Origin of the sequence: Mesorhizobium sp. NZP2298, assembly GCF_013170825.1 — a bacterium.
Lineage (GTDB): Bacteria > Pseudomonadota > Alphaproteobacteria > Rhizobiales > Rhizobiaceae > Mesorhizobium.
This window is the reverse complement of the sequence record NZ_CP033365.1, coordinates 5,062,530-5,088,860: the sequence shown is the minus strand read 5'-3', so window position 1 is coordinate 5,088,860 and position 26,331 is coordinate 5,062,530. Positions and strand designations below refer to the sequence as shown.

At 63.2% G+C, this 26,331-nt stretch carries 28 protein-coding genes and 2 tRNA genes; 21 read left to right on the top strand and 9 right to left on the bottom strand.

Annotation, left to right across the window (positions count from 1 at the left end):
• Positions 1-8 precede the first annotated feature (8 nt).
• From EB231_RS24700 to EB231_RS24680, 5 genes are all read left to right on the top strand, one after another.
• Positions 9-2,102 carry an ATP-dependent helicase gene (locus EB231_RS24700; protein WP_172351115.1) on the top strand — a complete coding sequence of 698 codons (2,094 nt, stop codon included), beginning with the start codon at positions 9-11 and terminating at the stop codon, positions 2,100-2,102.
• Positions 2,103-2,111: 9 nt separating this feature from the next.
• Positions 2,112-2,885 (top strand): 4-hydroxy-tetrahydrodipicolinate reductase, encoded by a 774-nt coding sequence (dapB, locus tag EB231_RS24695; protein ID WP_172351114.1) that lies wholly within the window; start codon positions 2,112-2,114, stop codon positions 2,883-2,885.
• A gap of 170 nt (positions 2,886-3,055) precedes the next feature.
• The gene (locus EB231_RS24690) at positions 3,056-4,069 is read left to right on the top strand and encodes an ABC transporter substrate-binding protein (RefSeq protein WP_172351113.1); all 1,014 of its coding nucleotides are present in this window, start codon (positions 3,056-3,058) and stop codon (positions 4,067-4,069) included.
• Between the two features lie 161 nt (positions 4,070-4,230).
• The gene (locus tag EB231_RS24685) at positions 4,231-5,085 is read left to right on the top strand and encodes an ABC transporter ATP-binding protein (protein WP_206681857.1); all 855 of its coding nucleotides are present in this window, start codon (positions 4,231-4,233) and stop codon (positions 5,083-5,085) included.
• Positions 5,086-5,098: 13 nt separating this feature from the next.
• Positions 5,099-5,977, top strand: a complete 879-nt coding sequence (locus tag EB231_RS24680; protein WP_172351112.1) for an ABC transporter permease — start codon at positions 5,099-5,101, stop codon at positions 5,975-5,977.
• A gap of 4 nt (positions 5,978-5,981) precedes the next feature.
• On the opposite strand, the gene EB231_RS24675 is transcribed toward EB231_RS24680, so the two are convergent.
• Positions 5,982-7,334, bottom strand: coding sequence for a sensor histidine kinase (locus tag EB231_RS24675; RefSeq protein WP_172351111.1), 1,353 nt, complete (start codon positions 7,332-7,334; stop codon positions 5,982-5,984).
• Positions 7,324-7,992, bottom strand: a complete 669-nt coding sequence (locus EB231_RS24670) for a response regulator (RefSeq protein ID WP_172351110.1) — start codon at positions 7,990-7,992, stop codon at positions 7,324-7,326. The genes EB231_RS24675 and EB231_RS24670 overlap by 11 nt, the downstream gene beginning before the upstream one ends.
• 479 nt (positions 7,993-8,471) lie before the next feature.
• Between EB231_RS24670 and EB231_RS24665 the strand changes: the two genes are divergently transcribed.
• The 4 genes from EB231_RS24665 (at position 8,472) to EB231_RS24650 (ending at position 10,085) form a co-directional block, all read left to right on the top strand.
• On the top strand, positions 8,472-8,675 hold the full coding sequence (locus EB231_RS24665) for a DUF680 domain-containing protein (RefSeq protein WP_172351109.1): 204 nt from the start codon (positions 8,472-8,474) through the stop codon (positions 8,673-8,675).
• Between the two features lie 47 nt (positions 8,676-8,722).
• Positions 8,723-8,950, top strand: coding sequence for a DUF680 domain-containing protein (locus tag EB231_RS24660; RefSeq protein ID WP_056563096.1), 228 nt, complete (start codon positions 8,723-8,725; stop codon positions 8,948-8,950).
• A gap of 441 nt (positions 8,951-9,391) precedes the next feature.
• A complete protein-coding gene (locus EB231_RS24655; RefSeq protein WP_172351108.1) occupies positions 9,392-9,625 on the top strand; it encodes a DUF680 domain-containing protein in 234 nt (77 codons plus the stop codon).
• Positions 9,626-9,845: 220 nt separating this feature from the next.
• Positions 9,846-10,085 (top strand): DUF680 domain-containing protein, encoded by a 240-nt coding sequence (locus tag EB231_RS24650; RefSeq protein WP_172351107.1) that lies wholly within the window; start codon positions 9,846-9,848, stop codon positions 10,083-10,085.
• Between the two features lie 49 nt (positions 10,086-10,134).
• Here EB231_RS24650 and EB231_RS24645 read toward each other — a convergent pair whose 3' ends face one another.
• The 3 genes from EB231_RS24645 to purM are packed head-to-tail and all read right to left on the bottom strand — an operon-like array spanning position 10,135 to position 12,473.
• Positions 10,135-10,644, bottom strand: coding sequence for a SixA phosphatase family protein (locus EB231_RS24645; protein ID WP_172351106.1), 510 nt, complete (start codon positions 10,642-10,644; stop codon positions 10,135-10,137).
• Positions 10,645-10,659: 15 nt separating this feature from the next.
• Positions 10,660-11,367: a phosphoribosylglycinamide formyltransferase gene (gene purN / locus EB231_RS24640; protein ID WP_172351105.1), complete on the bottom strand. Its 708-nt coding sequence runs from the start codon at positions 11,365-11,367 to the stop codon at positions 10,660-10,662.
• Positions 11,364-12,473: a phosphoribosylformylglycinamidine cyclo-ligase gene (gene purM, locus EB231_RS24635; protein ID WP_065004974.1), complete on the bottom strand. Its 1,110-nt coding sequence runs from the start codon at positions 12,471-12,473 to the stop codon at positions 11,364-11,366. The genes purN and purM overlap by 4 nt, the downstream gene beginning before the upstream one ends.
• A 210-nt stretch (positions 12,474-12,683) precedes the next feature.
• Between purM and EB231_RS24630 the strand changes: the two genes are divergently transcribed.
• The 3 genes from EB231_RS24630 to hdaA are packed head-to-tail and all read left to right on the top strand — an operon-like array spanning position 12,684 to position 15,121.
• Positions 12,684-13,241, top strand: coding sequence for a CDP-alcohol phosphatidyltransferase family protein (locus EB231_RS24630; RefSeq protein WP_172351104.1), 558 nt, complete (start codon positions 12,684-12,686; stop codon positions 13,239-13,241).
• Positions 13,213-14,415: an AI-2E family transporter gene (locus tag EB231_RS24625; RefSeq protein ID WP_172351103.1), complete on the top strand. Its 1,203-nt coding sequence runs from the start codon at positions 13,213-13,215 to the stop codon at positions 14,413-14,415. Before EB231_RS24630 ends, EB231_RS24625 begins: the two co-directional genes overlap by 29 nt.
• Before the next feature lies 1 nt (position 14,416).
• Positions 14,417-15,121 (top strand): DnaA regulatory inactivator HdaA, encoded by a 705-nt coding sequence (hdaA, locus tag EB231_RS24620; RefSeq protein ID WP_172351102.1) that lies wholly within the window; start codon positions 14,417-14,419, stop codon positions 15,119-15,121.
• A 478-nt stretch (positions 15,122-15,599) separates the two neighbouring features.
• On the opposite strand, the gene EB231_RS24615 is transcribed toward hdaA, so the two are convergent.
• Positions 15,600-15,676, bottom strand: a tRNA-Pro gene (locus EB231_RS24615).
• Positions 15,677-15,800: 124 nt separating this feature from the next.
• Here EB231_RS24615 and EB231_RS24610 point away from each other — a divergent pair.
• The 7 genes from EB231_RS24610 (at position 15,801) to EB231_RS24580 (ending at position 20,521) form a co-directional block, all read left to right on the top strand.
• Positions 15,801-16,106: an ETC complex I subunit gene (locus EB231_RS24610; protein WP_015318428.1), complete on the top strand. Its 306-nt coding sequence runs from the start codon at positions 15,801-15,803 to the stop codon at positions 16,104-16,106.
• Positions 16,107-16,155: 49 nt separating this feature from the next.
• Positions 16,156-16,232, top strand: a tRNA-Arg gene (locus EB231_RS24605).
• Between the two features lie 150 nt (positions 16,233-16,382).
• Positions 16,383-16,628: a hypothetical protein gene (locus EB231_RS24600; protein ID WP_246740713.1), complete on the top strand. Its 246-nt coding sequence runs from the start codon at positions 16,383-16,385 to the stop codon at positions 16,626-16,628.
• A gap of 173 nt (positions 16,629-16,801) precedes the next feature.
• On the top strand, positions 16,802-17,023 hold the full coding sequence (locus EB231_RS24595) for a hypothetical protein (RefSeq protein WP_140768280.1): 222 nt from the start codon (positions 16,802-16,804) through the stop codon (positions 17,021-17,023).
• 176 nt (positions 17,024-17,199) lie between these two features.
• On the top strand, positions 17,200-17,988 hold the full coding sequence (locus EB231_RS24590; RefSeq protein ID WP_172351100.1) for a GGDEF domain-containing protein: 789 nt from the start codon (positions 17,200-17,202) through the stop codon (positions 17,986-17,988).
• A gap of 215 nt (positions 17,989-18,203) precedes the next feature.
• Positions 18,204-19,166, top strand: coding sequence for a glycosyltransferase family 4 protein (locus tag EB231_RS24585; RefSeq protein WP_172351099.1), 963 nt, complete (start codon positions 18,204-18,206; stop codon positions 19,164-19,166).
• Positions 19,167-19,294: 128 nt separating this feature from the next.
• Complete coding sequence (locus EB231_RS24580) at positions 19,295-20,521, top strand: anion transporter (protein WP_172351098.1); 1,227 nt, start codon at positions 19,295-19,297, stop codon at positions 20,519-20,521.
• Here the strand turns inward: EB231_RS24580 and EB231_RS24575 are convergent.
• A complete protein-coding gene (locus tag EB231_RS24575; RefSeq protein WP_172351097.1) occupies positions 20,518-21,105 on the bottom strand; it encodes a TetR/AcrR family transcriptional regulator in 588 nt (195 codons plus the stop codon). The two genes, EB231_RS24580 and EB231_RS24575, sit on opposite strands and share 4 nt — an antisense overlap.
• 79 nt (positions 21,106-21,184) lie before the next feature.
• Here EB231_RS24575 and EB231_RS24570 point away from each other — a divergent pair, with 79 nt between their 5' ends.
• A complete protein-coding gene (locus EB231_RS24570) occupies positions 21,185-22,042 on the top strand; it encodes a crotonase/enoyl-CoA hydratase family protein (protein WP_172351096.1) in 858 nt (285 codons plus the stop codon).
• A gap of 80 nt (positions 22,043-22,122) precedes the next feature.
• On the opposite strand, the gene EB231_RS24565 is transcribed toward EB231_RS24570, so the two are convergent.
• Both EB231_RS24565 and EB231_RS24560 read right to left on the bottom strand, forming a co-directional pair.
• A complete protein-coding gene (locus EB231_RS24565; RefSeq protein WP_172351095.1) occupies positions 22,123-23,202 on the bottom strand; it encodes an HPP family protein in 1,080 nt (359 codons plus the stop codon).
• Positions 23,203-23,426: 224 nt separating this feature from the next.
• Positions 23,427-24,608 carry a cystathionine beta-lyase gene (locus tag EB231_RS24560; RefSeq protein WP_172351094.1) on the bottom strand — a complete coding sequence of 394 codons (1,182 nt, stop codon included), beginning with the start codon at positions 24,606-24,608 and terminating at the stop codon, positions 23,427-23,429.
• 676 nt (positions 24,609-25,284) lie between these two features.
• On the opposite strand from EB231_RS24560, the gene EB231_RS24555 reads away from it, so the two are divergent.
• Positions 25,285-26,313 (top strand): amino acid ABC transporter substrate-binding protein, encoded by a 1,029-nt coding sequence (locus EB231_RS24555; RefSeq protein WP_172351093.1) that lies wholly within the window; start codon positions 25,285-25,287, stop codon positions 26,311-26,313.
• Positions 26,314-26,331 lie beyond the last annotated feature (18 nt).

Here is a 26,331-nt window from a genome sequence, read left to right as displayed (position 1 = left end):
GATGGGCGATGAACCTCGCCGCCCATGATTCGACTTTTCTGGAGCCGACTGCCCAACCTGCCTATCTCGCCCGGCTGAACGACGCGCAGCGTCAGGCCGTTGAGCATGGTGACGGCAAGATCGCCGGGCCCTTGCTGGTCATTGCCGGCGCGGGCTCGGGCAAGACCAACACGCTGGCGCATCGCGTCGCCCATCTCATCGTCAGGGGAGCCGACCCGCGCCGCATCCTGCTGATGACCTTTTCGCGCCGCGCCGCATCCGAAATGGCAAAACGTGTCGAGCGTATCGCCGGCGAAGTGCTCGGCCGCGACGCCGCTGTCATCACCGATGCGCTGACCTGGGCCGGGACCTTTCACGGCATCGGCGCGCGGCTGTTGCGCGACTATGCGCTGGAGATCGGCCTCGACCCGGCCTTCACCATCCATGATCGGGAGGATTCCGCCGATCTGATGAATCTCGTGCGTCATGAGCTCGGCTTCTCCAAGACCGAGGCTCGCTTCCCCACCAAGGGGACCTGCCTCGCCATCTACTCGCGCGCCGTCAACGCGCAGGCGCCGCTTGGCGAAGTGCTGGGGTCGGCCTTCCCCTGGTGCGCCGGTTGGGCCGATCAGCTCAAGCTGCTTTTCGCCGGTTATGTCGAAGCCAAGCAGGCGCAGAACGTGCTCGATTACGACGATCTGCTGCTCTACTGGGCGCAGATGGCGGCCGAGCCGGAAATCGCGGCGCATCTGGGCGGGCGCTTTGACCATGTGCTGGTCGACGAATACCAGGACACCAACCGGCTGCAGGCGTCGATCCTCATGGCGCTGAAACCCGACGGTGCCGGGCTGACGGTGGTCGGCGACGATGCGCAGTCGATCTATTCTTTCCGCGCCGCGGAGGTGCGCAACATACTCGACTTCCCAAAACAGTTCGCGCAGGCCGCCGATGTGGTGATGCTGGAGCGCAACTACCGCTCGACCGAGACCATTCTGGCCGCCGCCAATGCGGTGATCGGCGAGGCTTCGGAGCGCTTCACCAAGAACCTGTGGTCGGAGCGCAAATCCACCGACAAGCCAAGGCTGGTCACCGTGCGCGACGAGGTCGAGCAGGCGAATTTCGTCTGCGATACGATCCTTGCCGAGCGTGAGGCTGGCACGGCGCTGAAATCGCAGGCGGTGCTGTTTCGCGCCTCGCACCACAGCGGGCCGCTGGAAATCGAGCTGACGCGGCGCAACATTCCCTTCGTCAAATTCGGCGGGCTGAAGTTCCTGGACGCCGCGCATGTCAAGGACGTGCTGGCAGTGCTGCGTTTTGCCGAAAACCCGCGCGACCGCGTCGCCGGTTTTCGCGTCCTGCAACTGATGCCGGGCATTGGCCCCTCGGCCGCCGGACAGATCGTCGAGACGATGACGACGGCGCTGGATGAAGCGATGGGCCTCGCCGGCTGGCGGCCGCCACAACGCGCGGCGGACGACTGGCCGGGTTTCGTCTCGCTCTATTCCGGCCTGCGGGCCGGCGCAAAATGGCCGGCGGATCTCGAGCAGGTCAGGCTCTGGTACGAGCCGCATCTGGAGCGCATCCATGAGGACGCGATCACGCGACGCGCCGACCTGCTGCAGCTCGAGCAGATCGGCTCGGGTTACGCCTCGCGCGAACGCTTCCTGACCGAATTGACCCTCGATCCGCCGGACGCGACCAGCGACCAGGCCGGACCGCCACATCGCGACGAGGACTATCTGATCCTGTCGACCATCCATTCGGCCAAGGGCCAGGAATGGAAGAACGTCTTCGTGCTCAACACGGTCGATGGCTGCATTCCGGCCGATCTCGGTGTCGGCACAAAGGAGGATATCGAGGAGGAGCGCCGGCTGCTCTACGTGGCGATGACGCGGGCCAAGGACAGCCTCAACCTGGTCATGCCGCAGCGCTTCTTTCCGCATGGCCAGGCGGCACGCGGCGACCGCCATCTCTATGCCTCGCGCACGCGGTTCATCCCGGCCTCCATACTCACGGCATTCCAGCAGGTGTCGTGGCCGGGCGGGCAAGCGGCGCAGGGCAGGGCGCCCCGGCCCGAAGTGCGCGTTGACATCGGCGCGCGCATGCGCGGCATGTGGAAATAGCCGAAGGCCATGGCGCCGATCCGGATTGCCATTGCCGGCGCACTCGGTCGCATGGGGCGCCAGATGGCCGAGGCCGTGCAGGCCGATCCGCGGCTGTCGCTGACCGCCCGCTTCCATCGGCCAAGCAGCGTCGGCGACGGGCTGGTAAGCCGCGACGAGGCGCTTGCCATGGCCGATGTGGTGATCGATTTCACCACACCTGCGGCTTCGGCCAACCTGGCAAGGTTTTGCGCAAACCGGGGCGGCCCCGCTTTGGTGGTCGGTTCGACGGGTTTCGATGCCGCCGAACTGGCTGATATCGCCGACGCCGCGAAAACGATTCCCATTGTCCGCTCCGGCAGTTTTTCGCTCGGGCTCAACATGCTGGTCGGATTGGTAGAACAGGCGGCGAGAGCGCTCGATGCCGATGACTGGGATGCCGAGATTTTCGAGGCGCATCACCGCCACAAGGTCGATGCGCCGTCGGGCACCGCACTGATGCTGGGCCAGGCCGTTGCCGGCGGACGCGGAGTCGAACTGGACGCGGTCGCAAGGCGCATTCGCGACGGGCTCATCGGCGCACGTCCGGCCGGCGAGATCGGTTTTGCGGTGGCACGTGGCGGCAGCATGATCGGCGAGCACAGCGTCAGCTTCTGTACCGAGGGTGAACTCGTTACCTTGTCGCATGCGGCCGGCGACCGCATCATGTTCGCCCGTGGCGCGATCGCCGCGGCACTTTGGGTCGCCGATCGGGCGCCCGGCGAATACGATATGCGCGAGGTGCTTGGCTTTGCCGCCTCGTGACCCACGGCGGCTTCCCTTTAAACAGACGTCAAAATGGCTGAAAGCCAGCTGAAAGCTTGGGCATGCAATGACGGCATTGCGGCTTTCGCCGTGTGTCCGGTGCGGGAGCGGCCGGCATGGAGGAATGCGGCACAGCCGGGATGGCGCGCCGCCCAGGTGGAGGAAATAAAGTGACCGGTTTCATCTCGAAACGCGTTTTGCGTTCAGCAGCCCTGACGCTTGCCCTCGTCGCCACTGGTGCGACGGCAGCATCGGCGGCGGACAAGATCACCATCATCGTCGGCGGCATGGAAAAGCAGATCTACCTGCCGGCCGTGCTCACCCAGCAGCTCGGCTACTTCAAGGATGAAGGGCTCGATGTCGAGCTCGTCAATTCGCGTGCCGGCGTTGAGGCCGAAAACGAATTGCTGGCTGGTGCCGTACAGGGCGTCGTCGGCTTCTACGACCACACCGTCGACCTGCAGTCCAAGGGCAAGTACATCCAGTCGATCGTCCAGTTCAGCCAAGCGCCGGGCGAGGTCGAACTGGTCTCCGCCAAGCACCCCGAGATCAAGTCGCCAGCCGACTTCAAGGGCGCCACGCTCGGCGTCACCGGTCTCGGCTCCTCGACCGATTTCCTCACCCAGTACCTTGCCGTGCGCAACGGCCTGAAGCCCGGCGACTACACGCTGCTGCCGGTCGGCGCCGGCAACACCTTCATCGCCGCCGTCAAACAGGATCAGATCCAGGCCGGCATGACCACCGAGCCGACCATCGCGCAATTGCTCAAGACCGGCGAGGCCAGCGTGCTGGTCGACATGCGCACGCCCGAAAAGACCAAGGAAGCACTGGGCGGCGACTATCCGGCGGCGTCCTTCTATGTCCAGTCTTCCTGGCTCGAAGGCCACAAGGACGAGGCCCAAAAACTCGCCAACGCCTTCGTCAAGACGATGAAATTCATCGCCACGCATTCGGCCGAGGAAATCGCCGACAAGATGCCGAAGGATTATTACGCCGGCAACAAGGACCTCTATGTGCAGGGCCTGGCCGGCGGCAAGGCGATGTTCACGCCCGACGGTCGCATGCCGGCCGATGGCCCGGAGACGGTGCTGAAAGTTCTGTCGACTTTCTCCAAGAGCCTCCAGGGCAAGCAGATCGACCTGTCGAAGACCTTCACGACGGAATTCATCGACGCCGCCAAATAGCGCCGTCCGACGGCTGCGGATTTCCGCTCCGCGCGTTGAAGAACAACAAGTTGCGCCGCTTGGCTGAATCAGTTCGGCAGCGGCGCCTTTCCGGATGCCGATGACGGAAGGTCTGCTGGCCGACCGACGGCATCTCCGCGCCAACACCTCAGGAGTGCGCCATGCAAGTGCAAACCATGGCGGCCGAGAAGCTGTCTCAGGCCGCGCCACCCGCCGACGCCGCTATCGCCATCGATGATGTGACGCTGCGCTTCGTCACGCCCGACGGCCATATGATGACGGCTATAAGGGATTTCACCATGACCGTGGCGCGCGGCGAGTTCGCTTGCGTCGTCGGGCCGACCGGCTGCGGCAAGTCGACGACGCTCAATCTCGTCACCGGGCTGCTGCGGCCGACGACCGGCAATGTCCGCGTCATGGGCAATCCGGTCACCGACATCAGCCGCGACATCGGTTTCGTCTTCCAGGCCGATGCGCTGTTCCCGTGGCGCAGCGTCCTCGACAATGTCGCCGCCGGCCCGCTCTATCGCGGCACGCCGAAAGCGCAGGCCTATGAGCGGGCGCGCGACTGGATCGCCCGCGTCGGCCTCGGCCGCTTCGAAAGGCATTATCCGCATCAGCTTTCGGGCGGTATGCGCAAGCGCGTCGCACTGGCGCAGACCTTCATCAACCAGCCCAAGATCCTCCTGATGGACGAGCCGTTCAGCGCGCTCGACATGCAGACGCGCACCGCCATGCAGGACGAATTGCTGGACCTGTGGTCGGAGCAGAAATCCTCCGTCGTCTTCGTCACTCATGACCTCGAGGAAGCGGTGGCGCTGGCCGACAAGGTCTATGTGCTGACCGCTGGGCCGGGCACGGTCAAGAGCGTCTATCGCATCGGCCTGCCGCGCCCGCGTGTCATGGCCGACATCCGTTACGACCCGAAGTTCATCGAGATCGCCAAGGTGATCTGGAACGATCTGCGCGAGGAAGTACAGCTCGGCCAGAGCCGTGGCCTGCAGGCTAGCCATTGAAAGGAGAAACAGCATGACCGCAATCTCTCCGACCGACAATCAGGCTGCCGTCCGCGATGCTTCGATCGCCGTTGCCGAAGCCCGGGCGAGGGCGCGGCTGCGCCGGCGCCATGCGCTCGTCATCAGCCTGCGCGTGGCAATCCTCGTCGTCTTCCTTGGCCTGTGGGAACTCGGCGCCGACTACAATGTCATCGACCCGTTCTTCTTCGCCAGCCCATCCGGCATCTGGGACCAGATCTGGGTGTGGGTCACCGAGGGCACGTCGCAAGGATCGCTCTGGCTGCAGATGTATGTGACGCTTGAGGAAACCTTCCTCGGCTTCGTCATCGGCGCCGTTGGCGGTATCGCCGCCGGCATCATCCTTGGCCGCAACCGGCTGCTGGCCGACGTCTTTTCGATCTACATCAAGATCGCCAATTCCGTACCGCGCGTTGTGCTGGGCTCGGTGTTCATCATCGCGCTCGGCCTCGGCATGGCCTCGAAGGTGGCGCTTGCGGTGGTGATGGTGTTCTTCGTCGTCTTCGCCAATGCCTTCCAGGGCGTGCGTGAGGCCGACAGGGCGATGATCGCCAACGCACAGATCCTCGGCGCGTCGCCGTTCCAGATCACCACCTCGGTGATCATCCCCTCGGCGATGAGCTGGATTCTGGCCAGCCTGCATGTCAGCTTCGGCTTTGCCCTGGTTGGTGCCGTCGTCGGCGAGTTCCTTGGCGCCAAGCAAGGCATGGGCCTGCTGATCTCGACCGCGCAAGGTGCCTTCAACGCCAACGGCGTTTTCGCCGCCATGATCATCCTGGCTGTCATGGCGCTGGTGGTGGAGTTCATCATCACCCGCTTCGAGAACTATGTCGTCAAATGGCGGCCGGCACCCTTCAACGAGCAAGGCACCTGATTGGTCAGGCCAGGGGCAGCCTGACTTCGACCACCAGGCCGCCGACCGCGCCATCCCGCAGGGTGACGCGGCCGCCGGCGTTTTCGACGACCTCGCGCACGATGGCGAGCCCCAGCCCGCTGCCTTCCTCGGTCGAACCGGCGATGCGGTAGAAGCGCTCGAACACATGGTCTCTTTCGTCCAGCGGAATGCCAGGCCCGGCATCGGCAACCGCCAGCACGGCTTCGCCATCGACGGCCGCCAGTCTCACCGTGACGCTGCCGCCTGATGAGGAGTAGCGCAGCGCATTGTCGACGAGGTTGACGATCATTTCGCGCAGCATGGTGCCGTCGCCGACAACCGGCACGGGACCGGTCTCTTCAAGGCCGAGATCGATATTGCGGGCGATCGCCGCCGGCGCCTGCGTTTCCAGCACGTGTCTGGCGGCCTCGGTCAGGTCGATGCGATCGGCGCGTGGCCGCCGGCTGCCGGGCTCGGCCCGCGACAAGGTGAGCAACTGTTCGGCCAGCCGGGCGAGCTTGCCGGAGCTTGCCTGCAGCGCGAACAGCGCTTCCTGGCGTGCGTCGGGGACAGTTTCCCTCAAGGCATAGCTCGCCTGCGTCGAAAGCAGCGCCAGCGGCGTGCGCAACTGGTGCGCGGCATTGGCGATGAAGCGGCGCTGCGCCGCCATCTGCCCCCGCACGCGCTCCATATAGACGTTCAGCGCGTCGATCAGCGGCCGGATCTCGCTTTGCGCGCCCGGCACCTCGACCGGGTCGAGATCGCTGCGGCTCGGCGAGCGGACCGCGTCGCGCAGCCGGATCAGCGGCGCCAGGCCCCGGCGCAGGCCGAGCAGCACGAACACGCCGGCAATCGCCACGAGCGCCAGCTGCTGGGCAAAGGCACTGAACCACAGCCGCTTCACCATCGCATCATGGCCGGCAAGTGTAACGCCCACGGTGACCGATATCGGCGAGTCGTCGCCGGCACCGATGACGGCATGGCTGAGCGTCAGGAGCCGTAGCTCATAATCGCGATAGCTGGCCCCGATGCTGGCGTGCTGCGGCGCCTCGGGGAGATCCGGATAGCCGGTCAGCAAACGCCCGCCGGCGGTCTCGACCCGGTAGTAGACGCTGTCGCGGTCGCCGGTATCGAACATCTCGATGGCGGCCGGAGGCACCGTTGCGTCGAGCACGCCATCGACCATCGCGACCTGCTCGGCAATCGCCCGCGCCGAGCCGACCAGCATTCGGTCGGTGACCAGATCGGCGGTCGCTAGCGCGTTACGCTGGCTGGTCCATAGATTGATGGCTGCCAGCCCGGCGAGCGGCAGCACCACCCAGGCCAGCAATTGCAGCCGAAGACTGTTAATCCTCATGGCGCAACAGATAGCCGAGACCGCGCAAGGTGGCGATCTGGACCCGCGACCCTTCGAGCTTCTTGCGCACACGGTGCACATAGATCTCGATGGCGCTTGGATCCGCATCGGTCTCGAAGTCATAGATGGCAGCCGACAGTGCGGCCTTGCTCACGGTGCGCCCGGCCTTCACCATCAATTGTTCAAGCACTGCGTGTTCTCGCGGCGTCAGTGCCAGCATTTCGCCGGCGAGCGAAAACAGCCGCGTGTTGGTGTCGAAGACGAGATCGCCGCAGGCAACGACAGGCGCGGTCCGGTCATTGGCGCGACGCAGTTGCACGCGGATGCGCGCTTCAAGCTCCTCGATCTGGAACGGCTTGGCGAGATAGTCGTCCGCGCCTTCATTGAGGCCTTTGACCCGGCCATCGAGACTGGCGTTGGCGGTCAGCACAATGACTGGCACTGCGTTGCCGCGTGCCCGGAGCATGCGCAGCACCTCCATCCCGCCCATGCGCGGCAGTGCCAGGTCGAGGATGACAAGCGCATGATCGCCCGCCGCCAGCGCATGCTCGACATCCTCGCCGTCATGGACGATGTCGACCACATAATTCGCCTGGCGCAGGGTCTTGCCCAACCAGTCGGCGAGTTCACGATTGTCCTCAACAAGCAGCAGTCGCATATCTATGTCGGCCCGGATCCCATCTCCCAGCGGAACGCCCAAGGCTTGATCGCCGCGGCACGCCTGAACTCTCTTGAATGAGCGACAGTATCGATCTCAACGCAAGACAAATGCGGCTCTGGCGCGGGGTGACAGCACACCCATCCTGGTTCAAATCAGCCTGTTTCCGCATATGAATCGAACCGAACGGTTCGGTTCTGATTGACAGATTGTATCCCAGACAGTGAACGATGGCGTCCAAAATCATGAGGCCTTCGTCAGAAGGGAAGAGTTCAACATAATGAAATTATTGCATAATTCGTATTGGGTTTGCTGCAGCGCAATATGCATTGTCTATAATATAACGAAATCCTGCAGGACCGGAGCGACTGGAAATCCCAAAAAGCATTCCCTACTTCGGGGTGGTCCGAGCGACGCGAAATTCCTCCCAAGGGCACGCCACTAGACGGACAGGACAGATAAATACTGGAGTAAAGAAAATGACCAAGATCGCTCTTACCGCCGCTGCTATCCTCGTTGCCACGGGCACCGCTTTCGCCGGCAGCGACAATTATGGCTCGGCCAACGTCAACCAGCCCGCCGCCACTGTCGACCATTCGGTCACCGCTTCGATCTCGAAGTCGACCGCCACCGTCCAGACCCAGGCTCCGCAGGGCGCTGACCGTAACCTCTTCGGCCGCTAATCGCGACTGTCGATTTCAATCCGACCTTCAATTCAGGAGTACTTAAAATGACCAAGATCGCTCTTACCGCCGCTGCCATCCTTGTTGCCACGGGCACCGCTTTTGCCGGCAGTGACAATTATGGTTCCAACAATGTCAACCAGCCGGTTGCCAACCAATCGATCTCCAACGTCGACAACACGCATACCGGTTCGATCGCCAAGTCCGTAAAGGTACAGGGCGACGCCAATGCCAACGTGCCGGCTCAGTCGGGCCAGGGCATCTGGGGCCGTTAATCCCTTCAAACCACGGTAGACGACAAAGAGCGGTGGGCTTGGCCCGCCGCTCTTGTTTTTGTGCATGGTGATAAGTGTCAATGCCGATCGAGTTATGAGGCGGGCAGGGCTTCAGCGGCTCACATGGGGGCTGATCGAAATCGAACCGGTCGGTTCAACTTATGTTGACGAGCCGTGAGCGGATGGCGACTGCTTGATTCAGTAAATCGCCGTGCCATGCGTTGGACGATTTCCTATAACCATATGATATTGATCAATAAAATTGTTGGCGTTCTACCATTTGGCAGAGGTCGGACGTCTCGATCCGGTGCGTGATGGAACATCTTCGTGATTGGAAGTCGGCGAATGAAAAAACCACCTGCAGCCTGTCCGAGCGACGCGAAATTCCTCCCAAGGGCACGCCACTAGACGGACAGAACTGGAAATACTGGAGTAAAGAAAATGACCAAGATCGCACTTACCGCCGCCGCCATCCTCGTTGCCACGGGCAGCGCCTTCGCCGGCAGCGACCATTATGGCTCGGACAACGTCAACCAGCCGGCCATTACCGCGCCCGCTGGCAATATTGACCACAGCCACACGGCTTCGATCCGCAAGCCGGTCGAGCATCACGGCTTCAAGCTGACGCCCGATTCAAACCAGCCGGAATCCGGCCAGGGTATCTGGGGCAACTGAGCCGACGCTCGGGCAGGCTTCGATAACAAAGAGCGGTGGGCCTGGCCCGCCGCTCTTGTTTCTTGTGCGACAGGGCAGGTGACATCGGTTTGACCAGCCAATCCTCGCATCCGGCAGAAAAAGCGTCCACCCCCAGGAATAAAACCGGGTGGCCCCGAGTCTTATCCCCAGCGGAACCGTCCTCCCAAGACGCCGCCCAACGGATGAACAGGAGATTGAAATGAACAAGATTGCTTTCGTTGCCGTCGCTCTTCTCTTTGCGACCGGCGGCGCTTTTGCCGGCAGCGACCACTTTGGCTCCGACAATGCCAATCAGCCGGTTGCTTCGGTTGCCGGCGTCGATCATGCCGTCACCGGCGCGGTCAAGAACACGGATATGGCCGGGCACAAGGCAGCCGATACCACGATGAAGACCACCACCGACTGGCCGGAATCCGGCCAGGGCATCTGGGGCAACTGAGAATTCGGATGCGGCGGACTTGTCCGCCGCATCCTCCCGGCACAGGCTTTTAGCCCAAATCCTTCGGGCGCAGGCAATGCGTCAGCCGCGCGGAGAACAGGGCGGACCAGTCGCCGTCGAAGACAAAGCGCGCAAGGGCCGCCGTCGGATACTTTTCCTCGATCCTCTTGCGCGCCTTGGCCTCCGAGTCTGGACCGGCGAGTTGTTTTGCCAGATCCTCCAGTCCAGGACTATGGCCAACCACCATCAGGCAGCCGCTCGACGGGTCGGCCTTATGGATCTGGGCCAGAATATCAGCAGCCGAAGCTTCGTAGAGTGGTTGGGCAAACGCGACCCGTGGATGCGCCGGCAACTCCGCGGCGACCAGCCGCCAGGTGTCTCGGGTGCGCAGCGCCGACGATACCAGCACCTGGTCCGGCAGCCAGTCGCGCGCCGCAAGCTCCCGGCCCATCGATCGCGCCGCCTTCAATCCACGCTCGGCGAGCGGCCGGTCGAAATCATCGAGATCAGGATCGTCCCAACTCGATTTGGCATGGCGCAGGAGAAGAAGTTGTCTCATCGCCGCGTTCTCGACTCAGGGCGTGATCCGCGCCAGATGTTCCAGGTCGGCTTCCTCGCGCACCGGATCGGGCGCCATCACCACCGAGGTGCCGTTGTCGGCGTCATCGGCAAAGTGGGCAAGCACCGTGCGCCCGCCCTCCATGCGCGCCTTGCCCTCGGCGACCAGCCCGAGCGCCAGCGGATAAAGCCGGTGTTCGGCCTTCAGCACCCGGGCGGCCAGCGTATCGGCATTGTCGCCGACCATCACCGGCACGGCCGCCTGCGCGATGATCGGTCCGTCATCCATCTCGGATGTGACGAAGTGCACGGTGCAGCCGTGGATGCGCAGGCCGGTGGCCAGCGCGCGCGCATGGGTGTCGAGGCCCTTGAACGCCGGCAGCAGGGCAGGGTGGATGTTGATCATGCGGCCCTGCCATTTCTGGACGAAGCCTGATGTGAGGATGCGCATGTAGCCTGCCAGCGCCACGATCTCGGCATTGAAGGCCTCAAGCGCCGCGTCGATCGCCACGTCGTGCGCCTGCTTGCTGCCATGGTCGGCGCGGGTAATGACCTGCGTGGCGATGCCGCGTGCCTTGGCGATGCCGAGGCCGGCGGCGTCCGCCTTGTCGGAGATGACGCCGACGATCTCGGCCGGGAAGGCCGGGTCGCTGGCAGCGGCGATCAGCGCGGTCATGTTGGAGCCGCGCCCCGATATCAGGACGACTGTGCGTTTTCTGCTCATAGGCCGATCGAGCCCCGATAGATGACGCCGGCATCGCGGCGCGGCACGATGCGGCCGATCGGCGTCACCGTCTCGCCGGCTTCCTGCAGCACGGCGGCGACCTGCGCCGCCTGACCGGACGCGACCGCCAGGATCATGCCAACGCCGCAATTGAAGGTGCGCATCATCTCTTCCGGCGCCACGCCGCCGGTCTTGGCGAGCCATGAGAACACCGGCGGGACGTCGATCGCTTCGAGATCGAGTTCGGCCGAAAAGTCCTTGGGCAGCACGCGCGGAATGTTTTCCGGAAAGCCGCCACCGGTGATGTGGGCCAGCGCCTTGATGCCATGCGTGTTGCGGATGGCCTTGAGGATCGATTTGACATAGATGCGGGTCGGCTCGAGCAGCGCTTCGGCCAGCGTCGCCTCGTCGTTGAATGGTGCCGGATCGCTCCACGCCAGGCCGCTGGCGGCCACGATGCGGCGCACCAGCGAGAAACCGTTCGAATGCAGGCCGGAGGAGGCGAGGCCGAGCAGCACATCGCCTTCGACAATGTCGTCCGTGGGCAAAAGCTGGCCACGTTCGGCCGCGCCCACGGCAAATCCGGCGAGGTCATAATCCTTGCCGTGATACATGCCTGGCATTTCCGCTGTCTCGCCGCCGATCAGCGCGCAGCCGGCCTGACGGCAACCTTCGGCAATGCCGCCGACGATCGCCGCGCCCTGGTCGGGGTCGAGCTTGCCGGTGGCGAAATAATCGAGGAAGAACAGCGGTTCCGCGCCCTGCACGACGATGTCGTTGACGCACATGGCGACGAGGTCGATGCCGATCGTGTCGTGCTTACCGGCATCGATGGCGATCTTGAGCTTGGTACCGACACCGTCATTGGCGGCGACCAGCACCGGATCGGTGAAACCGGCGGCCTTGAGATCGAACAGGCCGCCGAAACCGCCGATCTCGCCATCCGCGCCCGGCCGGCGCGTGGCGCGCACCAGCGGCTTGATCTTCTCGACCATGAGATTGCCGGCATCGATATCGACACCGGCCTCGGCATAAGTGAGCCCGTTCCTGCGCTTGCTCGTTTTTGACTGGCCCGTTTTGTGCTGGCCAGTTTCGCGCTTGCTCATCACAATTTTCCTGCTCGTTTGCGGGCTCTTCGCATGAACGGTTTCGGTCCGCAAGGATAACGGCGGAACCGAGCGCCATTTGGCCTGACAAAAACGTGGATAGCCTGGCATCCCGCATGGCGCCCGCGCTTGGAACGGACTGCTTCTCCCTTGTGTCGCCCTTCCAACTCCCTCATCTATCCGGAAAAGAGAATATGGCGGGACAACACGTTGACCATCCCCAACCTGATCAGCATCCTGCGCCTTGTTCTGGTGCCTGCCGTGGTGCTGGCCATGCTGCAGTCGCGCTGGGACTGGGCCTTTGCCGGCTTCGTCATTGCCGGCGTATCGGATGGTGTCGATGGCTTTATCGCACGCCGTTTCAACCAGCAGTCCAGGCTTGGTGCGTATCTCGATCCGATGGCCGACAAGCTGCTTCTGGTTTCGGTGTTCGTCGTCATGGGCTTCACCGGGCAGTTGCCGCTGTGGCTGGTCGTCACCGTGGTAGCGCGCGATGCGCTGATTGTCTGCGCGATCCTGTTGTCCACGGTGATGGCTCATCCCGTCGAGATAAAGCCGTTTCTGGTATCGAAGGCCAATACCGCCATCCAGATCGTGCTGGCGGCGGTTGTGCTGGGCGAACTCGCCTTTGCCGTGCGCCTCGACCCTCTGCGGCAGGCCCTCATATTGCTGTCCGGGGTCTTGACCGTGGCTTCGGCCGCAGCCTATCTCGTGGCTTGGCTGAGGCATATGAGCGGCTATGGCGAAAGCTCCAATCCGGACGTCTGAGAAAGAAGCGGCAGTGATCGAGGGCGCGCCTGCCGATCTTGCCGCGTCCTCCGCGTTCCGCCGCCAGATCTTCTTCTGGCTGGCCGGCGCGGCGATCCTGGCGCTTTTCCTCTATGTCTTCAGCGCCATCCTGTTGCCTTTCGTCGCCGGAATGGTGCTTGCCTATTTCCTCGACCCTGTCGCCGACCGGCTGCAGCGGCTCGGCCTGTCCCGCCTCATGGCGACGGTGGTCATCCTCATCACCTTCCTCATCGTGCTGGTGCTGGCCTTCGTCATCCTCATTCCGGTGCTGGCGACGCAGATGGCCGATTTCGCCGGCAAGCTGCCGGAATATCTCACCCGGCTGCAGAGCCTGATCACCTCCTTTGATCCGAAATGGCTGGAGCGGAAATTCGGCGTCAATGCCAATGGCTTGCGTGACGGGCTGAATTCCCTGCTGACCTCGGGCTTCGGCCTGGTCACCACCGTATTCACTTCGCTGTGGAGTTCCGGCATGGCACTGGTCTCGGTGGTCAGCCTGTTCGTGGTGACGCCGGTCGTTGCCTTCTACATGCTGCTCGACTGGGACCGCATGGTGGCCGTCATTGACAGCTGGGTGCCGCGTGACAACGTCGCGACCGTGCGCGCCATCGCGCGTGACATCAACACCGCGACCGCCGGCTTCGTGCGCGGCCAGGGCACGCTCTGTCTGGTGCTGGGCGCCATGTACGCCACCGGCCTGACGCTGACCGGGCTGAATTTTGCGATCCTCATCGGCCTGTTCGCCGGGCTGATCTCCTTCATCCCCTATGTCGGCTCGCTGACCGGGCTGGTGCTGGCCGTCGGCGTCGCCTTCGTCCAGTTCTGGCCGGATTGGACGATGATCGTCGCTGTCGCTGTGGTCTTCTTCATCGGCCAGTTCATCGAGGGCAACATCCTGCAGCCCAGGCTGGTCGGCAAAAGCGTCGGCCTGCATCCGGTATGGCTGATGTTCGCGCTGTTCGCCTTCAGCGCGCTGTTCGGCTTTGTCGGCCTGCTGATTGCCGTTCCGGCTTCCGCGGCCGTCGCGGTTCTGGTTCGCTTTGCCATCGCCCGCTATCTCGAATCGCCGCTCTACAAGGGTCGCGCGACAGAGGCCTTGCCGCCGCTGCCGGCCGATCGCGGCGGCGGCCACCGCACGCAGCCGCGTCGCTGAAGTGACCGCTCAGCGAACCGATCCGCCGCGCCAGCTGCCGCTCGATCTCGGCCACGGCACCGGCTATTCGCGCGACGAACTTGTCGTCTCCGGCACCAACAACCAGGCGGCGGCGCTGGTCGACCGTTGGCCGGACTGGCCCGCGCCGGTGGTGGTGCTGGCAGGTCCCGCCGGGTCCGGGAAGACGCATCTGGCTGCCATCTGGCGCTCGCGTGCCAACGCGGTGGCCGTGAATGCCGGGCGCATTGGCGACAGCATCGCAAACCTTGGCGCCCGGCCGGTGCTGATCGACGATGTCGATACAGGCGCGATCGACGAACAAGGCCTGTTCCATCTGATCAATGCGGTGCGTGGCGCCGGCTCGACGCTGCTGTTGACGGCGCGCCGTTTTCCGTCGGCCTGGGGTGTTTCCCTGCCCGATCTTGCCTCGCGGCTGAAAGCGGCGGCGACGGTCGAAATCCACGAGCCCGATGATCTCCTGCTCGCCGGCGTCATAACCAAGCTGTTCGCCGACCGCCAAGTCGAGGTCGAGCCGCATGTCGTGCAGTATCTGGTGCGGCGCATCGAGCGCTCACTGGCGACCGCCATGCGCGTGGTGGAGCGGCTGGACCGCACCGCGCTCGAGCGCAAGACGCCGATCACGCGGGCGCTGGCGGCGGAAGCGGTCAGCGCCATGGACGAGGGGCAGGGCGCGTTCGAGATTTGACGGATGTCGCCCAGGGGTGCCCTCAGGACACGACGTGCACAAACAGGGACATGGAGCGGGCCGCATCGATCTGTTTTGACGCAACGCGCTCTGGGTGACTCGGTTTTCAGGCGGTCAGCGAACGCGAAGCCTGTCCCATTTTGGGAAATAACATCTGGCATCCTTCTTGCAGCGCGAGGTTGCCGGCTGACCCCGGTCCTGATTGCGTTCCAAATCAGGTTGTAGGCTCGCCGGGAATGAGGTTGTTGGGGTTCTCGCCCGGCGAGCTTACCTTCAAATGCACCGAGCGATCACCTGTGCCCGGCCGCGACCATTCTGACCGCCACGGCCTGTCGTTTCCCGCCATTTTTGAAGTGCTCCCGTTGCCGTCTTCAGATTCGCACCGGAAAACCGTCGCAGCAAGGCCACGGCCGGAGGCGACCAAAGATGGCCATGCGATCACGCCAATGGCTATCGATACAGCCTTTTTCGAAAGGGATGGTCGGAGTGGAGAGATTCGAACTCCCGACCCTCTGGTCCCAAACCAGATGCGCTACCAGCCTGCGCTACACTCCGAACGGTCTGTTGCCTATTCATTTCGGTGCTATATGGCAAGTGCAAAAACCTTGCCGCCATGCGCATTGCGCAGTAATGACGGGCAAAGGGCGGCGATGCCGCCTTGCATAACAATGAGGTGGCCATGTCCGCGCGCATTTTCAGCCCAGCCAAAACCGCGATGCAGTCCGGTAAGGCCAAGACCGGCCACTGGGTGCTGGAATTCGATCCCGAGATGCGCAAGAAGATCGATCCCCTGATGGGCTATACGACCTCTGGGGATATGAGAAGCCAGATCAGGCTCACCTTCGACACGCGGGAAGAGGCCGTGGCTTACGCCGAAAAGGAAGGGCTTGCCTTCCGTGTCGAGGAGCCGAAAGAGACCAAGCGCCGCCAGATTTCCTATGCGGAAAATTTCCGCTATGACCGCAGGACGCCCTGGACGCATTGAACGGCAGCCAGCGCCAGATATCCACCCGGTCCCTTTTGGCCGGCCCAGCGGTCCCGTAGCTCAGCTGGATAGAGCACCGGCCTTCTAAGCCGATGGTCACAGGTTCGAATCCTGTCGGGATCGCCAATCTTTTCAAGTAGTTAGATACTATATTGCGAGCCGGAAACCAACCGAAATTGGTCGTTTTGCAGATTTCGTTCCTCATGGGTTCTTTTCCATGCGGTGAATGACGGTGCAGTCTGCGGGAACCTGATGCCCGCCAGCACGTTGCCTCGCATGCTCAAGAAGATCGCCTTCGCCGCCGTGTTGTTCCAGGTTGCCGTTTTCTCGGCTCTGATAACCCAGACGGTTCTTTTCGCGTCCACGGCGACGCAAGCGGCCGCCGTGCGGCATAGCGAGCCCGTTGCGGTCGCTGACAAGGAGTGCGCCACCGCGACATGGCCGAATATTCCGGGTCGATGCCTGGAGCGGGTGGAGGCGCGGAACTCAAGTACGACGATAGTGGCGATGACCGCGCAATAAGGCAAAGCTCGACGGGCGATCCGGAATTATTTCGTGATCTGCCGAGATTGGAACCTTAGGCCCCATGAGGCGTTCGGGGCCTTGTATTCGCGGAACCTCATAAAAAGGCAATGTGGGGGCCAGCGAATGGGCGGGGCAAAACAAGTGCGGGTTGGGGGAGGAGAAGCCAGGCCATGTCGAAACGAGAAATTGGAACGTCCCCCGCCTTGGGGCGGCGTATCGCTGAACTCAAGGCCAGAATGCAGGATGCCGAAATTTCCGACTATGAGATGAAGACCTTCCACAAGGTCGCCGCCATCATGGGAGCAGGCGACGGCTCGCTACGACTGGATGCCGACGACCTGATCGCCGCATCCTTCGTTGTGGAGGCGAGTCGACCGGCGCCCGGCCGTTGACGTTGGGGAATTCCCGCATCGCGCGAAATTTAAGCACCGAACTGCTTTCACCGCCGGAGCACGACCACCGATGGGCGGGCGTGCTCCGGCTCACTGATCTCGAATTGAAGGGAAAGTCTTATCATTTTGTTTGCGTTGGCACGTCATAGTAGAGGCGGCTAACGGAGTGGAATGGGATGAAGCTCGACCTGTCGCCGACCAGCTGGGGCAGGGTGATCGCTGTCACCGCGGCCGGCACGGCATTCTTCATTGCCGTGGCGTTTTTTGTTGATTCGTTCAATTTCCCCTATCTGTCGTCCGACGCTGTCTGGCGCGCGCAACTGACGGACCTGCTTCTTCCCTTGGGGCTGGGCGGCACGTTTCTGTTTCTTCTCATGTGGAAGATCCGCCAACTGGCCATAGCCCAACGCGAACTCAGCGTCATCGCCGCGACCGACAGTCTTACGGCGGTGCTGAACCGCGGCGCCTTCTCGATGCTGGTCGAGGCTTATCTCGAGGAGACCCGCAAGCAGGAGCATGCCCGTTCCGGCGCGCTGCTGATCATCGACGCCGACCATTTCAAGTCGATCAACGACCGGCTCGGCCATGACTGCGGCGACCAGGCGCTCAAGCTGATCGCGCAGGCGATCAAGGGGCAATTGCGCGGCAGTGATATCGTCGGCCGCATCGGGGGCGAGGAGTTTGGCGTGTTTCTTCCCGGTGTCGACCCCTCGCAATCCTGGCTGGTTGCCGAAAGCATCCGCCGGCGCATTCGCGAAATGGATTTTTCGCCCGGCGGCCGCGCCTGTCCGCTTTCCGTCTCGATCGGCGGCACCAGCTTCAGCGGGCCGACGACCTACGAGGCGATTTTCTCCGCCGCCGACAGGCGGCTCTATGCCGCCAAGTCGAATGGACGCGACCAGGTCAGTTTTGACCCGGCGGAAGCCGCCCTGGTGTCTCAGCCCAGCGCCACCACGGTGCATTGAAGGCAGCCTTGCAGCGCATGAAGGCGGCCGCTTCCTTGACGCCTTCTTGTCGGTATGCTTCCTCCGGCTAAGGTGATGTATTGGGCATCGCCAGAGACATTTATGCTTTTCTTGATCTCCTCGGTCTTCCGGCCCGCTGGCGCAGTCGCGACCTTTCGGTGCCGGCGAACGAGTGGCGGGATGGCCCCGGGCAAGGCCAGGCAAGCGCGGCGATCATGATTCATCTCTTCAACGGTTTTCAAAACCCGTTTGGCGGTAGCGAGCGCGAGACCCTCGACCTGTACCGGCTGTTGAGCGCCGACCAGCAGGTGCGTCTTTGGGCAACCTCTTCGCGCGTGTCCGACGAACTGATGCGGCAATTTCCGATTCACCGCGTCTCGCCGACAAAGCGCGACATGCCGGACGGCGGCACCTACGTCTTCCTCGGCGCGCATTGGCGCAACAAAATCTGGCCTTACCTGATCCGGCGACCACGCCGGCTGATCTATGTCTTCAACACCTTTCACCCAAAAATCATCGCGCTGACGACCGGCATGCCGCGCCTGCTGGGCTGGCCCGACGCCGAACTGGTGCTGATCTCCGATTTTCAGAAGCGCATGCTGCAGGTCGAAGGCGTCGTGCATCCGTCGCCAATCGATATCGAGCGTTTCTCACCATGGCCGGCAAGGTCGGATCGGCCGTTCACGGTGGGCCGGCTGAGCCGTGACACGGCGGACAAACATCATGCCGACGATGCGGCGCTTTATGAGGCATTGCTGGCCGATGGCGTTGCGGTGCGGATCCAGGGCGGGACGCCGCTCAAGGACAAGCTTACGCCACACCCGCAACTGGAACTCCTGCCGCAAGGCCAGTTTGCCGCCGAACAATTCTTGCCGACGCTCGACGTGTTCTACTACCGCACCGGCTCGCATGTGGAGACCTTCGGCCGCGTGGTGTTCGAGGCGATGGCCTGCGGTTTGCCCGTGGTCTGCCATTCGCATGGCGGCTACGCCGACCATATCATTCATGGCGAAAACGGTTTTCTCTTTGAGACGACGCAACAGGCGGCGCAAATCCTGGCCGAGCTCAAGGCCGATCCAGCGCTGCGGGCTAACGTGGGCCACAAAGCGCGGCAGACCGTCGAGCGGCTGTTTTCGCCGCAGGCATTGCAACAGCGGCTGGATTTCTATCGGCGTTAGCGATACCGCCCGCACGACAGCTTGCCCAGTCCGTTTGTCATCAATCTCGACATCGCCAAAGTTGACATGCAAAAGAACCACCGGGCGGACCGCATCGGTGCCACCTGATCGAGCGGGGCTTCTTACCGATGACATTGATGGGCGCGGCGGCGTTGCTGATCCTGGTCCTGACCTATGCCGGCGTGGCTATCGGCCGTATACCTGGACTGCGCCTCGACCGGGCGGGGATTGCGCTGCTTGGCGGCGCCGCGATGATCGCCATCGGCGCGATCAGCATGGAGGATGCCTACCGCGCGATCAATTTCGACACCATCACGCTTCTGCTCGGCATGATGATCGTGGTGGCGCATTTGAAAGTCTCCGGCGCCTTTCGCGGCCTTGGCGCCATCGCCATCGAACACGCGCACGCGCCCTTCATGCTCCTGGTGATGGTCACGCTGCTGACCGGCGTGCTGTCGGCCTTCCTGGTCAATGATGCCATCTGCCTGGTCATGGCGCCGATCGTCGTCCACGTCACCCGCGTCATCAACCGCAACCCGATCCCATATCTGATCGCCACCGCCACCGCATCGAACTGCGGCAGTGTCGCCACCATCACCGGCAATCCGCAGAACATGGTCATCGGCGCGCTGTCGGGCATTTCCTATCCTGCCTTTTCAGCGGCGCTCGCGCCGGTCGCACTGTTCGGCCTCGTCGCGGTCATCGTCATCGTGCGCATCGTCTATCGGGCCGAATTCACCCGCACCGCTGAACTAGCGCCGCATGTGTCGCGCGGGCGCATGCATCGCGGGCAGGTGCTGAAGGCCGTGATCGTCTGCATCGGCCTGGCCGTTGCCTTCTTCGCCGGCGTTCCCGTTGCCAAGGCGGCGTTGATCGGCGGCGCCATTCTGCTGCTCACTCGCGCCATCAAGCCGGAACGCATCTACCGTGAGATCGACGGTCCGCTGCTGTTCATGTTCGCAGGTCTGTTCGTGGTGGTTGCCGGCGCCGAAAAGACGCTGCTGACGCCTGATCTCGTCGCCTCGGCCAAGAATCTCGGCCTGGACGATGTCTGGCGTTTGTCCGGGTTCACCGCGGTGCTCTCTAACATCATGAGCAATGTGCCGGCCGTGCTGGCACTGCGGCCGTTCATACCCGGGTTGGAAAACCCCGAACGCGCCTGGCTGGTGGTGGCGATGAGCTCGACGCTTGCCGGTAATTTCACGCTGCTCGGCTCGGTCGCCAATCTGATCGTCGCCGAGCAGTCCAAGACTGCCGGCACACCACTGTCCTTCGGCGCCTTCTTCAAGGTCGGCTTGCCGCTGACGCTGATCACGCTCGTCGCCGGCACCGCATGGTTGGCGCTGGGTTTCTAGGCTGGGCTGCCTGAAATTCGTGCCCTGACCAGCATGGCCGCCGCTCGTCCGGCTGCCTCGATGTAGTCGGGATTGCGATGGATCAGCATGATCGAAAAACAACCGTCGATCAGCAGTACGATCTCGCGCGCCACAACCTGCGGTTCCTCGATGCCATGGTTGGACAACGCGCCAGCCAGCCATGTCTCAAAATTTGACTTGTGACGCGAGCCGACCTTGACCGCCGGATGTCCAGGCATCGAAGCGAGTTCCGCGGCTGTGCGCAGAAAGCCGCATCCCTTCCATTTCGGATGGTGCGCAACCCGTGCCAGATTGCTGAAGATCGCCTCGACCCTGCGGTCCGCCTCACCTTCTGCCGCGTCGAACCAGCCGGCCATCTGCCGCAGATTGGGCTGGTCGCGACCGTCGAGATAGGCAGCGATGAGGTCGTCCTTGCTCTTGAAGTGGTAGTAAAGCGTACGCTTGGTGAGGCCTGCCTTTTCGGCAACGGCATCGACGCTGACACGACCGATTCCCTCGGCGTAAAACAGCTTCGTCGCGGCATCGACGATGCGTTTGCGGGTCGGACTGGCGGCTTCAGGCATGGAGCATGTATACCGACTAGTGAATATACATGCAATCGAAAGCATGATCCCTTTCCGTCGTATCTGGAAAGGAAGAACAATGGCCGATCTTGTCCTGAACGAGACCCGTGACGGGGTGTGCGTCCTCACCATCAACCGCCCCGAAAAGCTCAATGCGCTGAACTATGCCCTGATCGATCGCCTGCTCGCGATCCTCGACACGATAGAGACCGACAATGCGGTCCGCGCCGTCATTCTGACCGGGGCAGGGGAACGCGCCTTTTCCGCCGGCGGTGATATCAACGAATTCTCACTGAGTGTCGCCGCCGGCACGGATGTGGCGTTGCGCGACTTCGTCATGCGCGGCCAGCGGCTGACGGCGCGGCTGGAGGCCTTCCGCAAGCCGATCATCGCCGCCGTCAACGGGATTGCCTTCGGCGGCGGCTGCGAAATCACGGAAGCCGTGCCGCTGGCCATCGCCAGCGACCGCGCGCTGTTCGCCAAACCCGAGATCAACCTCGCAATGCCGCCGACCTTCGGCGGCACGCAGCGCCTGCCGCGACTTGCCGGGCGCAAGCGCGCGCTGGAATTGCTGTTGACGGGTGACTGGTTTCCACCGCCGCGGGCGCTCGAACTTGGTCTCGTCAATCAGGTCGTGCCGCATGTCGATCTGATGCCGGCGGCGCACGATCTTGCCCGCCGCATCATCACGCATTCGCCGGCAGCACTCGCCAGCATCCTCACCGCGGTGGCGCGCGGCATCAATCTCGGCGTCGCCGAAGGGCTTCTGGTCGAGGCCGAGCAGTTCGCCCGCATGGCTCCGACCGTTGATTTGCGCGAAGGGCTCGATGCCTGGATCGAGCGGCGTAAGGCAAGCTACGATGGCTCGTGGACGCATGTCGCCCGGCCTGACGAAGCCAGGCGCGCCTCGCTACGGCTCGATCAGGCGGCGGGTTAGGGCGAAACGTCGAGATGGCCATGTTGGGATGGAAGCGGCAGAAATAGTCGATCGCTGCGGCCCTGCCTGGCTTTCCTATGTTAAGCCTCCGCCAGTGCCTTGTCTGTCGTCTGCACGCGCGCGGCCGCCGCCAGAAGATCGGTCTGGGTGATCAGGCCGAGAATGCGCCGTTCGCGGTCGACAATGACCACGGCGTGGCTGCGCCCGTCGGTCAGCACCGGCAGCAGGCCCATCGCCGGCGTGTCGGGCGAGGCTGTGCCGGCCCTCGACATGACGCCCTTCACAGTGTCGCTGGCCCTCGTCAGTTCACGCAGGCCGACCGCGCCCACCAGACGGGCGTCCGCGTCGACCACCGGCAGGGTCCGGATATTATGATCGAGCAGCTGCTGGCGGGCCTCCTCGATGGTGGCCTGCTCCGACACTGACACGACGTCGCGGGACATGATGTCCTCGCAGAGCAACGTCCTGTGTGAGCGCACCATGGCCTGCAGCTCGACTTGTCTCAGGAGCCGTTCGAGGTCGTTGCGGTCGATGTCGAAGGTTTCGTCGAGCGTGGTCAGTGCCGCGTCGATATCCTCGGGCCGGAAGCCGACGCGCTGCTGCGCCGGCGGATCGGCTGTCCCATGGCTGTTGGCGGCGGGTGCGGCGACATGTGGATAGTTGCGCCGCGCCAGCCTGTGGAAGAGGAAGCCGAGCGTGACCAGGATGATCGAATTCAACGCCACCGGCACGAAGGGGAACAGGAAGCCCGCGCTGACAACGGCAGGCCCGCCGAGAACGGCGGTCAGCGCCGCCGCGCCGCCTGGCGGGTGCAGGCAGCGCGTGAACGACATCGCCGCGATCGCGAAAGCTACGGCGAGGCCCGATGCAATGACCGGATCATGGACGAAATGCGCCACGGTCACCCCCACCAGCGCCGATATGGAATTGCCGCCGATGATCGACCAGGGCTGCGCCAACGGGCTCGCCGGCACGGCGAAGAGAAGCACGGCGGAGGCGCCCATCGGCGCCACCAGCAGGGCCACGTGCGGGCCGCCACCCATCGCCAGTCCGCTGATCACGCCGGTCAGCGCGATGCCGATCGTGGCGCCGATACACGCCAGGATGCGTTCGCGTAGCGTCGCGCCGGCAAGGATGGGGACAAAAAGACGAAAGGCCATGGCAAGCTTTGTGACAAATGGATTGGTCGGGAATGCCGTGCAGCACGCAATGCGGTCGAATCCGCGGATTTGAAAGTCAAACAAATCCGGAAAGTCGCGGTCCGGGAGAATAATATTGCGCGCCGCACGGCAATGGGATGCCACGAGCGGCTCGCGCTTTGTCATCAGCGCCAAGGCCTTGCGGCCGTTTGGCGGTCCTGTCCCGCCTCAGCCCGTTTGCGCGGTCAGGTAGCGGCAGCGGCCAGCCCGCGCATGATGTCGGCTTTCAGGTCGTCGACATCCTCGAGGCCGATCTGCAGACGGATCAGCGGACCTTCATAAGGGGCTTGTGCAACGACGCGGTCGCCAAGCCAGACCGGCACCGCAAGGCTTTCGTAGCCGCCCCAGGAATAGCCGAGCCCGAAGATCTGCAGCGCGTCCAGGAAAGCGTGCTGCTCCTTCTGGCCGCCTCCGGCAAGCACGATGGAAAAGATGCCGCTCGAACCGCAAAAGTCGCGCTTCCACAAATCGTGGTCCGGGTGGCTGGGAAGGGCCGGGTGGAGCACACGCGCCACGCCTTTCTGGCCTTCGAGCCACGACGCGATCGCAAGCGCGCTGCGCTGGTGATGTTCCAGGCGCACGCCCATCGTGCGCAGGCCGCGCAGCACTTGGTAGACATCGTCGGGGCCTGCGCAGCAACCAAGCGTGCAGAAGCTCTCATAGAGCTGTTTCCAGTGGCTTCCATTGGCCGACACCGTGCCGAGCAGCACGTCGGAATGGCCGGCCGGATATTTCGTCGCCGCGTGGATGGAAATGTCGACGCCATGGTCGAGAGGCCGGAAATAGAGCGGCGTCGCCCAGGTGTTGTCCATCATCACGATGGCGCCGGCCGCATGCGCCGCCTTGGCGATCGCCGGGATGTCCTGCACCTCGAATGTGTTGGACGCCGGCGATTCCGTGAACACCACCCTGGTGTTGGGCTTGATCAAGGCGGCGATGCCGGCGCCGATACGGGAATCATAATACTCCACCTCGACGCCGAGCCGCTTCAGCATGGTGTCGGCGAAATTGCGGGTCGGATGGTAGACGCTGTCGACGATCAGCAGATGATCTCCCGCCGATACGAAGGCGAGCAGCGGAATGGTCACCGCCGCCAGCCCCGACGGCACCACGATCGTGCCCGCGGATCCCTCCAGCGCGTCGATGGCGTGGGCAAGGGCGTCCGTCGTCGGCGTGCCGCGCGTGCCGTAAGTGTATTTCTGGGTGCGGCTTGCCATCGCGGCTGCATTGCGGAACAGCACCGTCGAGGCATGCACGACCGGCGGATTGACGAAGCCGAAATAGTCGTGCGGGTTGTTACCCGAATGGGCAAGCCGCGTGTTGATGCCCACTGTGCCGGAACCCTGCTTGTTGCCGTCTTTTGCCATTCGTCCTGCCTCTTCTGGTAGGCCGCTAGCCATAGTGCGGCGGCATGGGCCGTGCAACAGCATGGCGTTCGCCAGGAAACCGACTTCGGATATGCCAATTTCTTTCGCGGAGGCCATCTTCTGTCATGTGCCGGCCGAACCGGCGCGGGCATCGCGCTGCCGAACCCGGATACGATATCGCTGAGCGCGGCAATAGAGAGAGAGCTCGCCGATTCTGGAATTCGAGCTGCTGCGGGCCAGATCGCTCACGAGATCGGGACGATGTCAGCATGCACTATGCCGTCGGCAAAATCGGGCGCTTGAGCGCCAGCTGGTAAAGAAGTGTCGGCTGTTGGTGCAGCGTTGATGTGTTGCTGTGCAGTAATAATAAGTTGGCTATCGGGTCGCGGAGGATCTTGCATGCCGTCCGTTTGGCAGATTTATGGGTTCACGGCCTGGATATCGAGCGCGTTTGTCTGCGGTTCGGGCATTTCAGGCAATCGATTTTCAAACACGTTCGGATTCGGTCATTTTCCTTGACCTCACCGGAATTATCGCCTTCGATGCCATTCGTGAATGGGAGGCGGCGCGTCGGTTACGATGCGGGGTTCCGGGAATGGGCCGGGATGGGAGCTGCGTTCACGCGGGAAAAAAGATCAGGGTTTGCCTGAAAAACAGAGAAAAGGGTCTGTGGGTCATGAAACATATTGCTATCGGCATTCTTGGCGCCGCTACGCTTGGATTGATGGCGTCGGCCGCGTCGGCCACGACGCTCGACACCGTCAAGGCGAAGGGCTTCATCCAGTGCGGCGTCTCGACCGGTCTGGCTGGCTTCTCGGCGCCGGATGACAAGGGCGACTGGCAGGGCATAGACGCGGATTTCTGCCGCGCTGTCGCGGCCGCCGTCTTTGGTGACGGCAGCAAGGTCAAGTTCACGCCGCTCAGCGCCAAGGAACGCTTCACCGCGCTGCAGTCCGGCGAGGTCGACATCCTGTCGCGCAACACCACCTGGACCATCAACCGCGACACCGCGCTCGGCCTGAATTTCATCGGCACCACCTACTATGACGGCCAAGGCTTCATGATCAACGCCAAGAAGCTGCCGGGCGTCAATTCGGCCCTCCAGCTCTCGGGCGCCGCCGTCTGCGTGCAGAGCGGCACCACCACCGAACTCAACCTCGCCGACTACTTCAAGGCGAACAAGATGGAGTACAATCCGGTCGTCTTCGAGAAGCTCGAAGAGGTCAATGCCGCCTATGATGCCGGCCGCTGCGACGTCTACACCACCGACCAGTCGGGCCTTTACGGCATCCGCCTGACGCTCGGCTCGCCGGCCGATCACGTCGTGCTGCCCGAGATCATCTCCAAGGAGCCGCTGGGCCCGGCCGTGCGCCAAGGCGACGACCAGTGGTATCATATCGTCAAGTGGACCTATTTCGCGCTGCTCGACGCCGAGGAACTCGGCATCACCAAGGCCAATGTCGATGAGATGAAGAATTCGGCCAGCCCGGAGATCAAGCGCGTGCTCGGCCAGGAGGCCGACACCAAGATCGGCACCGATCTCGGCGTCTCCAACGATTGGGTCGTCAACATCGTCAAGGCCGTTGGCAACTACGGCGAAATGTTCGATCGCAATGTCGGCTCGGGCAGCCCGCTCAAGATCGCGCGCGGCATCAACGCGCTGTGGACCAAGGGCGGCCTGCAATACGCTCCGCCGATCCGCTGACCGAAATGTGATCCGGAA

Coding starts and splice junctions, on each gene's coding strand:
- EB231_RS24700 (WP_172351115.1), top strand. CDS start 9: ATGAACCTCGCCGCCCATGATTCGACTTTTCTGGAGCCGACTGCCCAA.
- dapB (WP_172351114.1), top strand. CDS start 2,112: ATGGCGCCGATCCGGATTGCCATTGCCGGCGCACTCGGTCGCATGGGG.
- EB231_RS24685 (WP_206681857.1), top strand. CDS start 4,231: ATGCAAGTGCAAACCATGGCGGCCGAGAAGCTGTCTCAGGCCGCGCCA.
- EB231_RS24680 (WP_172351112.1), top strand. CDS start 5,099: ATGACCGCAATCTCTCCGACCGACAATCAGGCTGCCGTCCGCGATGCT.
- EB231_RS24675 (WP_172351111.1), bottom strand. CDS start 7,334: ATGAGGATTAACAGTCTTCGGCTGCAATTGCTGGCCTGGGTGGTGCTG.
- EB231_RS24670 (WP_172351110.1), bottom strand. CDS start 7,992: ATGCGACTGCTGCTTGTTGAGGACAATCGTGAACTCGCCGACTGGTTG.
- EB231_RS24665 (WP_172351109.1), top strand. CDS start 8,472: ATGACCAAGATCGCTCTTACCGCCGCTGCTATCCTCGTTGCCACGGGC.
- EB231_RS24660 (WP_056563096.1), top strand. CDS start 8,723: ATGACCAAGATCGCTCTTACCGCCGCTGCCATCCTTGTTGCCACGGGC.
- EB231_RS24655 (WP_172351108.1), top strand. CDS start 9,392: ATGACCAAGATCGCACTTACCGCCGCCGCCATCCTCGTTGCCACGGGC.
- EB231_RS24650 (WP_172351107.1), top strand. CDS start 9,846: ATGAACAAGATTGCTTTCGTTGCCGTCGCTCTTCTCTTTGCGACCGGC.
- EB231_RS24645 (WP_172351106.1), bottom strand. CDS start 10,644: ATGAGACAACTTCTTCTCCTGCGCCATGCCAAATCGAGTTGGGACGAT.
- purN (WP_172351105.1), bottom strand. CDS start 11,367: ATGAGCAGAAAACGCACAGTCGTCCTGATATCGGGGCGCGGCTCCAAC.
- purM (WP_065004974.1), bottom strand. CDS start 12,473: ATGAGCAAGCGCGAAACTGGCCAGCACAAAACGGGCCAGTCAAAAACG.
- EB231_RS24625 (WP_172351103.1), top strand. CDS start 13,213: ATGGCGAAAGCTCCAATCCGGACGTCTGAGAAAGAAGCGGCAGTGATC.
- EB231_RS24610 (WP_015318428.1), top strand. CDS start 15,801: ATGTCCGCGCGCATTTTCAGCCCAGCCAAAACCGCGATGCAGTCCGGT.
- EB231_RS24600 (WP_246740713.1), top strand. CDS start 16,383: ATGCTCAAGAAGATCGCCTTCGCCGCCGTGTTGTTCCAGGTTGCCGTT.
- EB231_RS24595 (WP_140768280.1), top strand. CDS start 16,802: ATGTCGAAACGAGAAATTGGAACGTCCCCCGCCTTGGGGCGGCGTATC.
- EB231_RS24590 (WP_172351100.1), top strand. CDS start 17,200: ATGAAGCTCGACCTGTCGCCGACCAGCTGGGGCAGGGTGATCGCTGTC.
- EB231_RS24585 (WP_172351099.1), top strand. CDS start 18,204: ATGATTCATCTCTTCAACGGTTTTCAAAACCCGTTTGGCGGTAGCGAG.
- EB231_RS24580 (WP_172351098.1), top strand. CDS start 19,295: ATGACATTGATGGGCGCGGCGGCGTTGCTGATCCTGGTCCTGACCTAT.
- EB231_RS24575 (WP_172351097.1), bottom strand. CDS start 21,105: ATGCCTGAAGCCGCCAGTCCGACCCGCAAACGCATCGTCGATGCCGCG.
- EB231_RS24570 (WP_172351096.1), top strand. CDS start 21,185: ATGGCCGATCTTGTCCTGAACGAGACCCGTGACGGGGTGTGCGTCCTC.
- EB231_RS24565 (WP_172351095.1), bottom strand. CDS start 23,202: ATGGCCTTTCGTCTTTTTGTCCCCATCCTTGCCGGCGCGACGCTACGC.
- EB231_RS24560 (WP_172351094.1), bottom strand. CDS start 24,608: ATGGCAAAAGACGGCAACAAGCAGGGTTCCGGCACAGTGGGCATCAAC.
- EB231_RS24555 (WP_172351093.1), top strand. CDS start 25,285: ATGAAACATATTGCTATCGGCATTCTTGGCGCCGCTACGCTTGGATTG.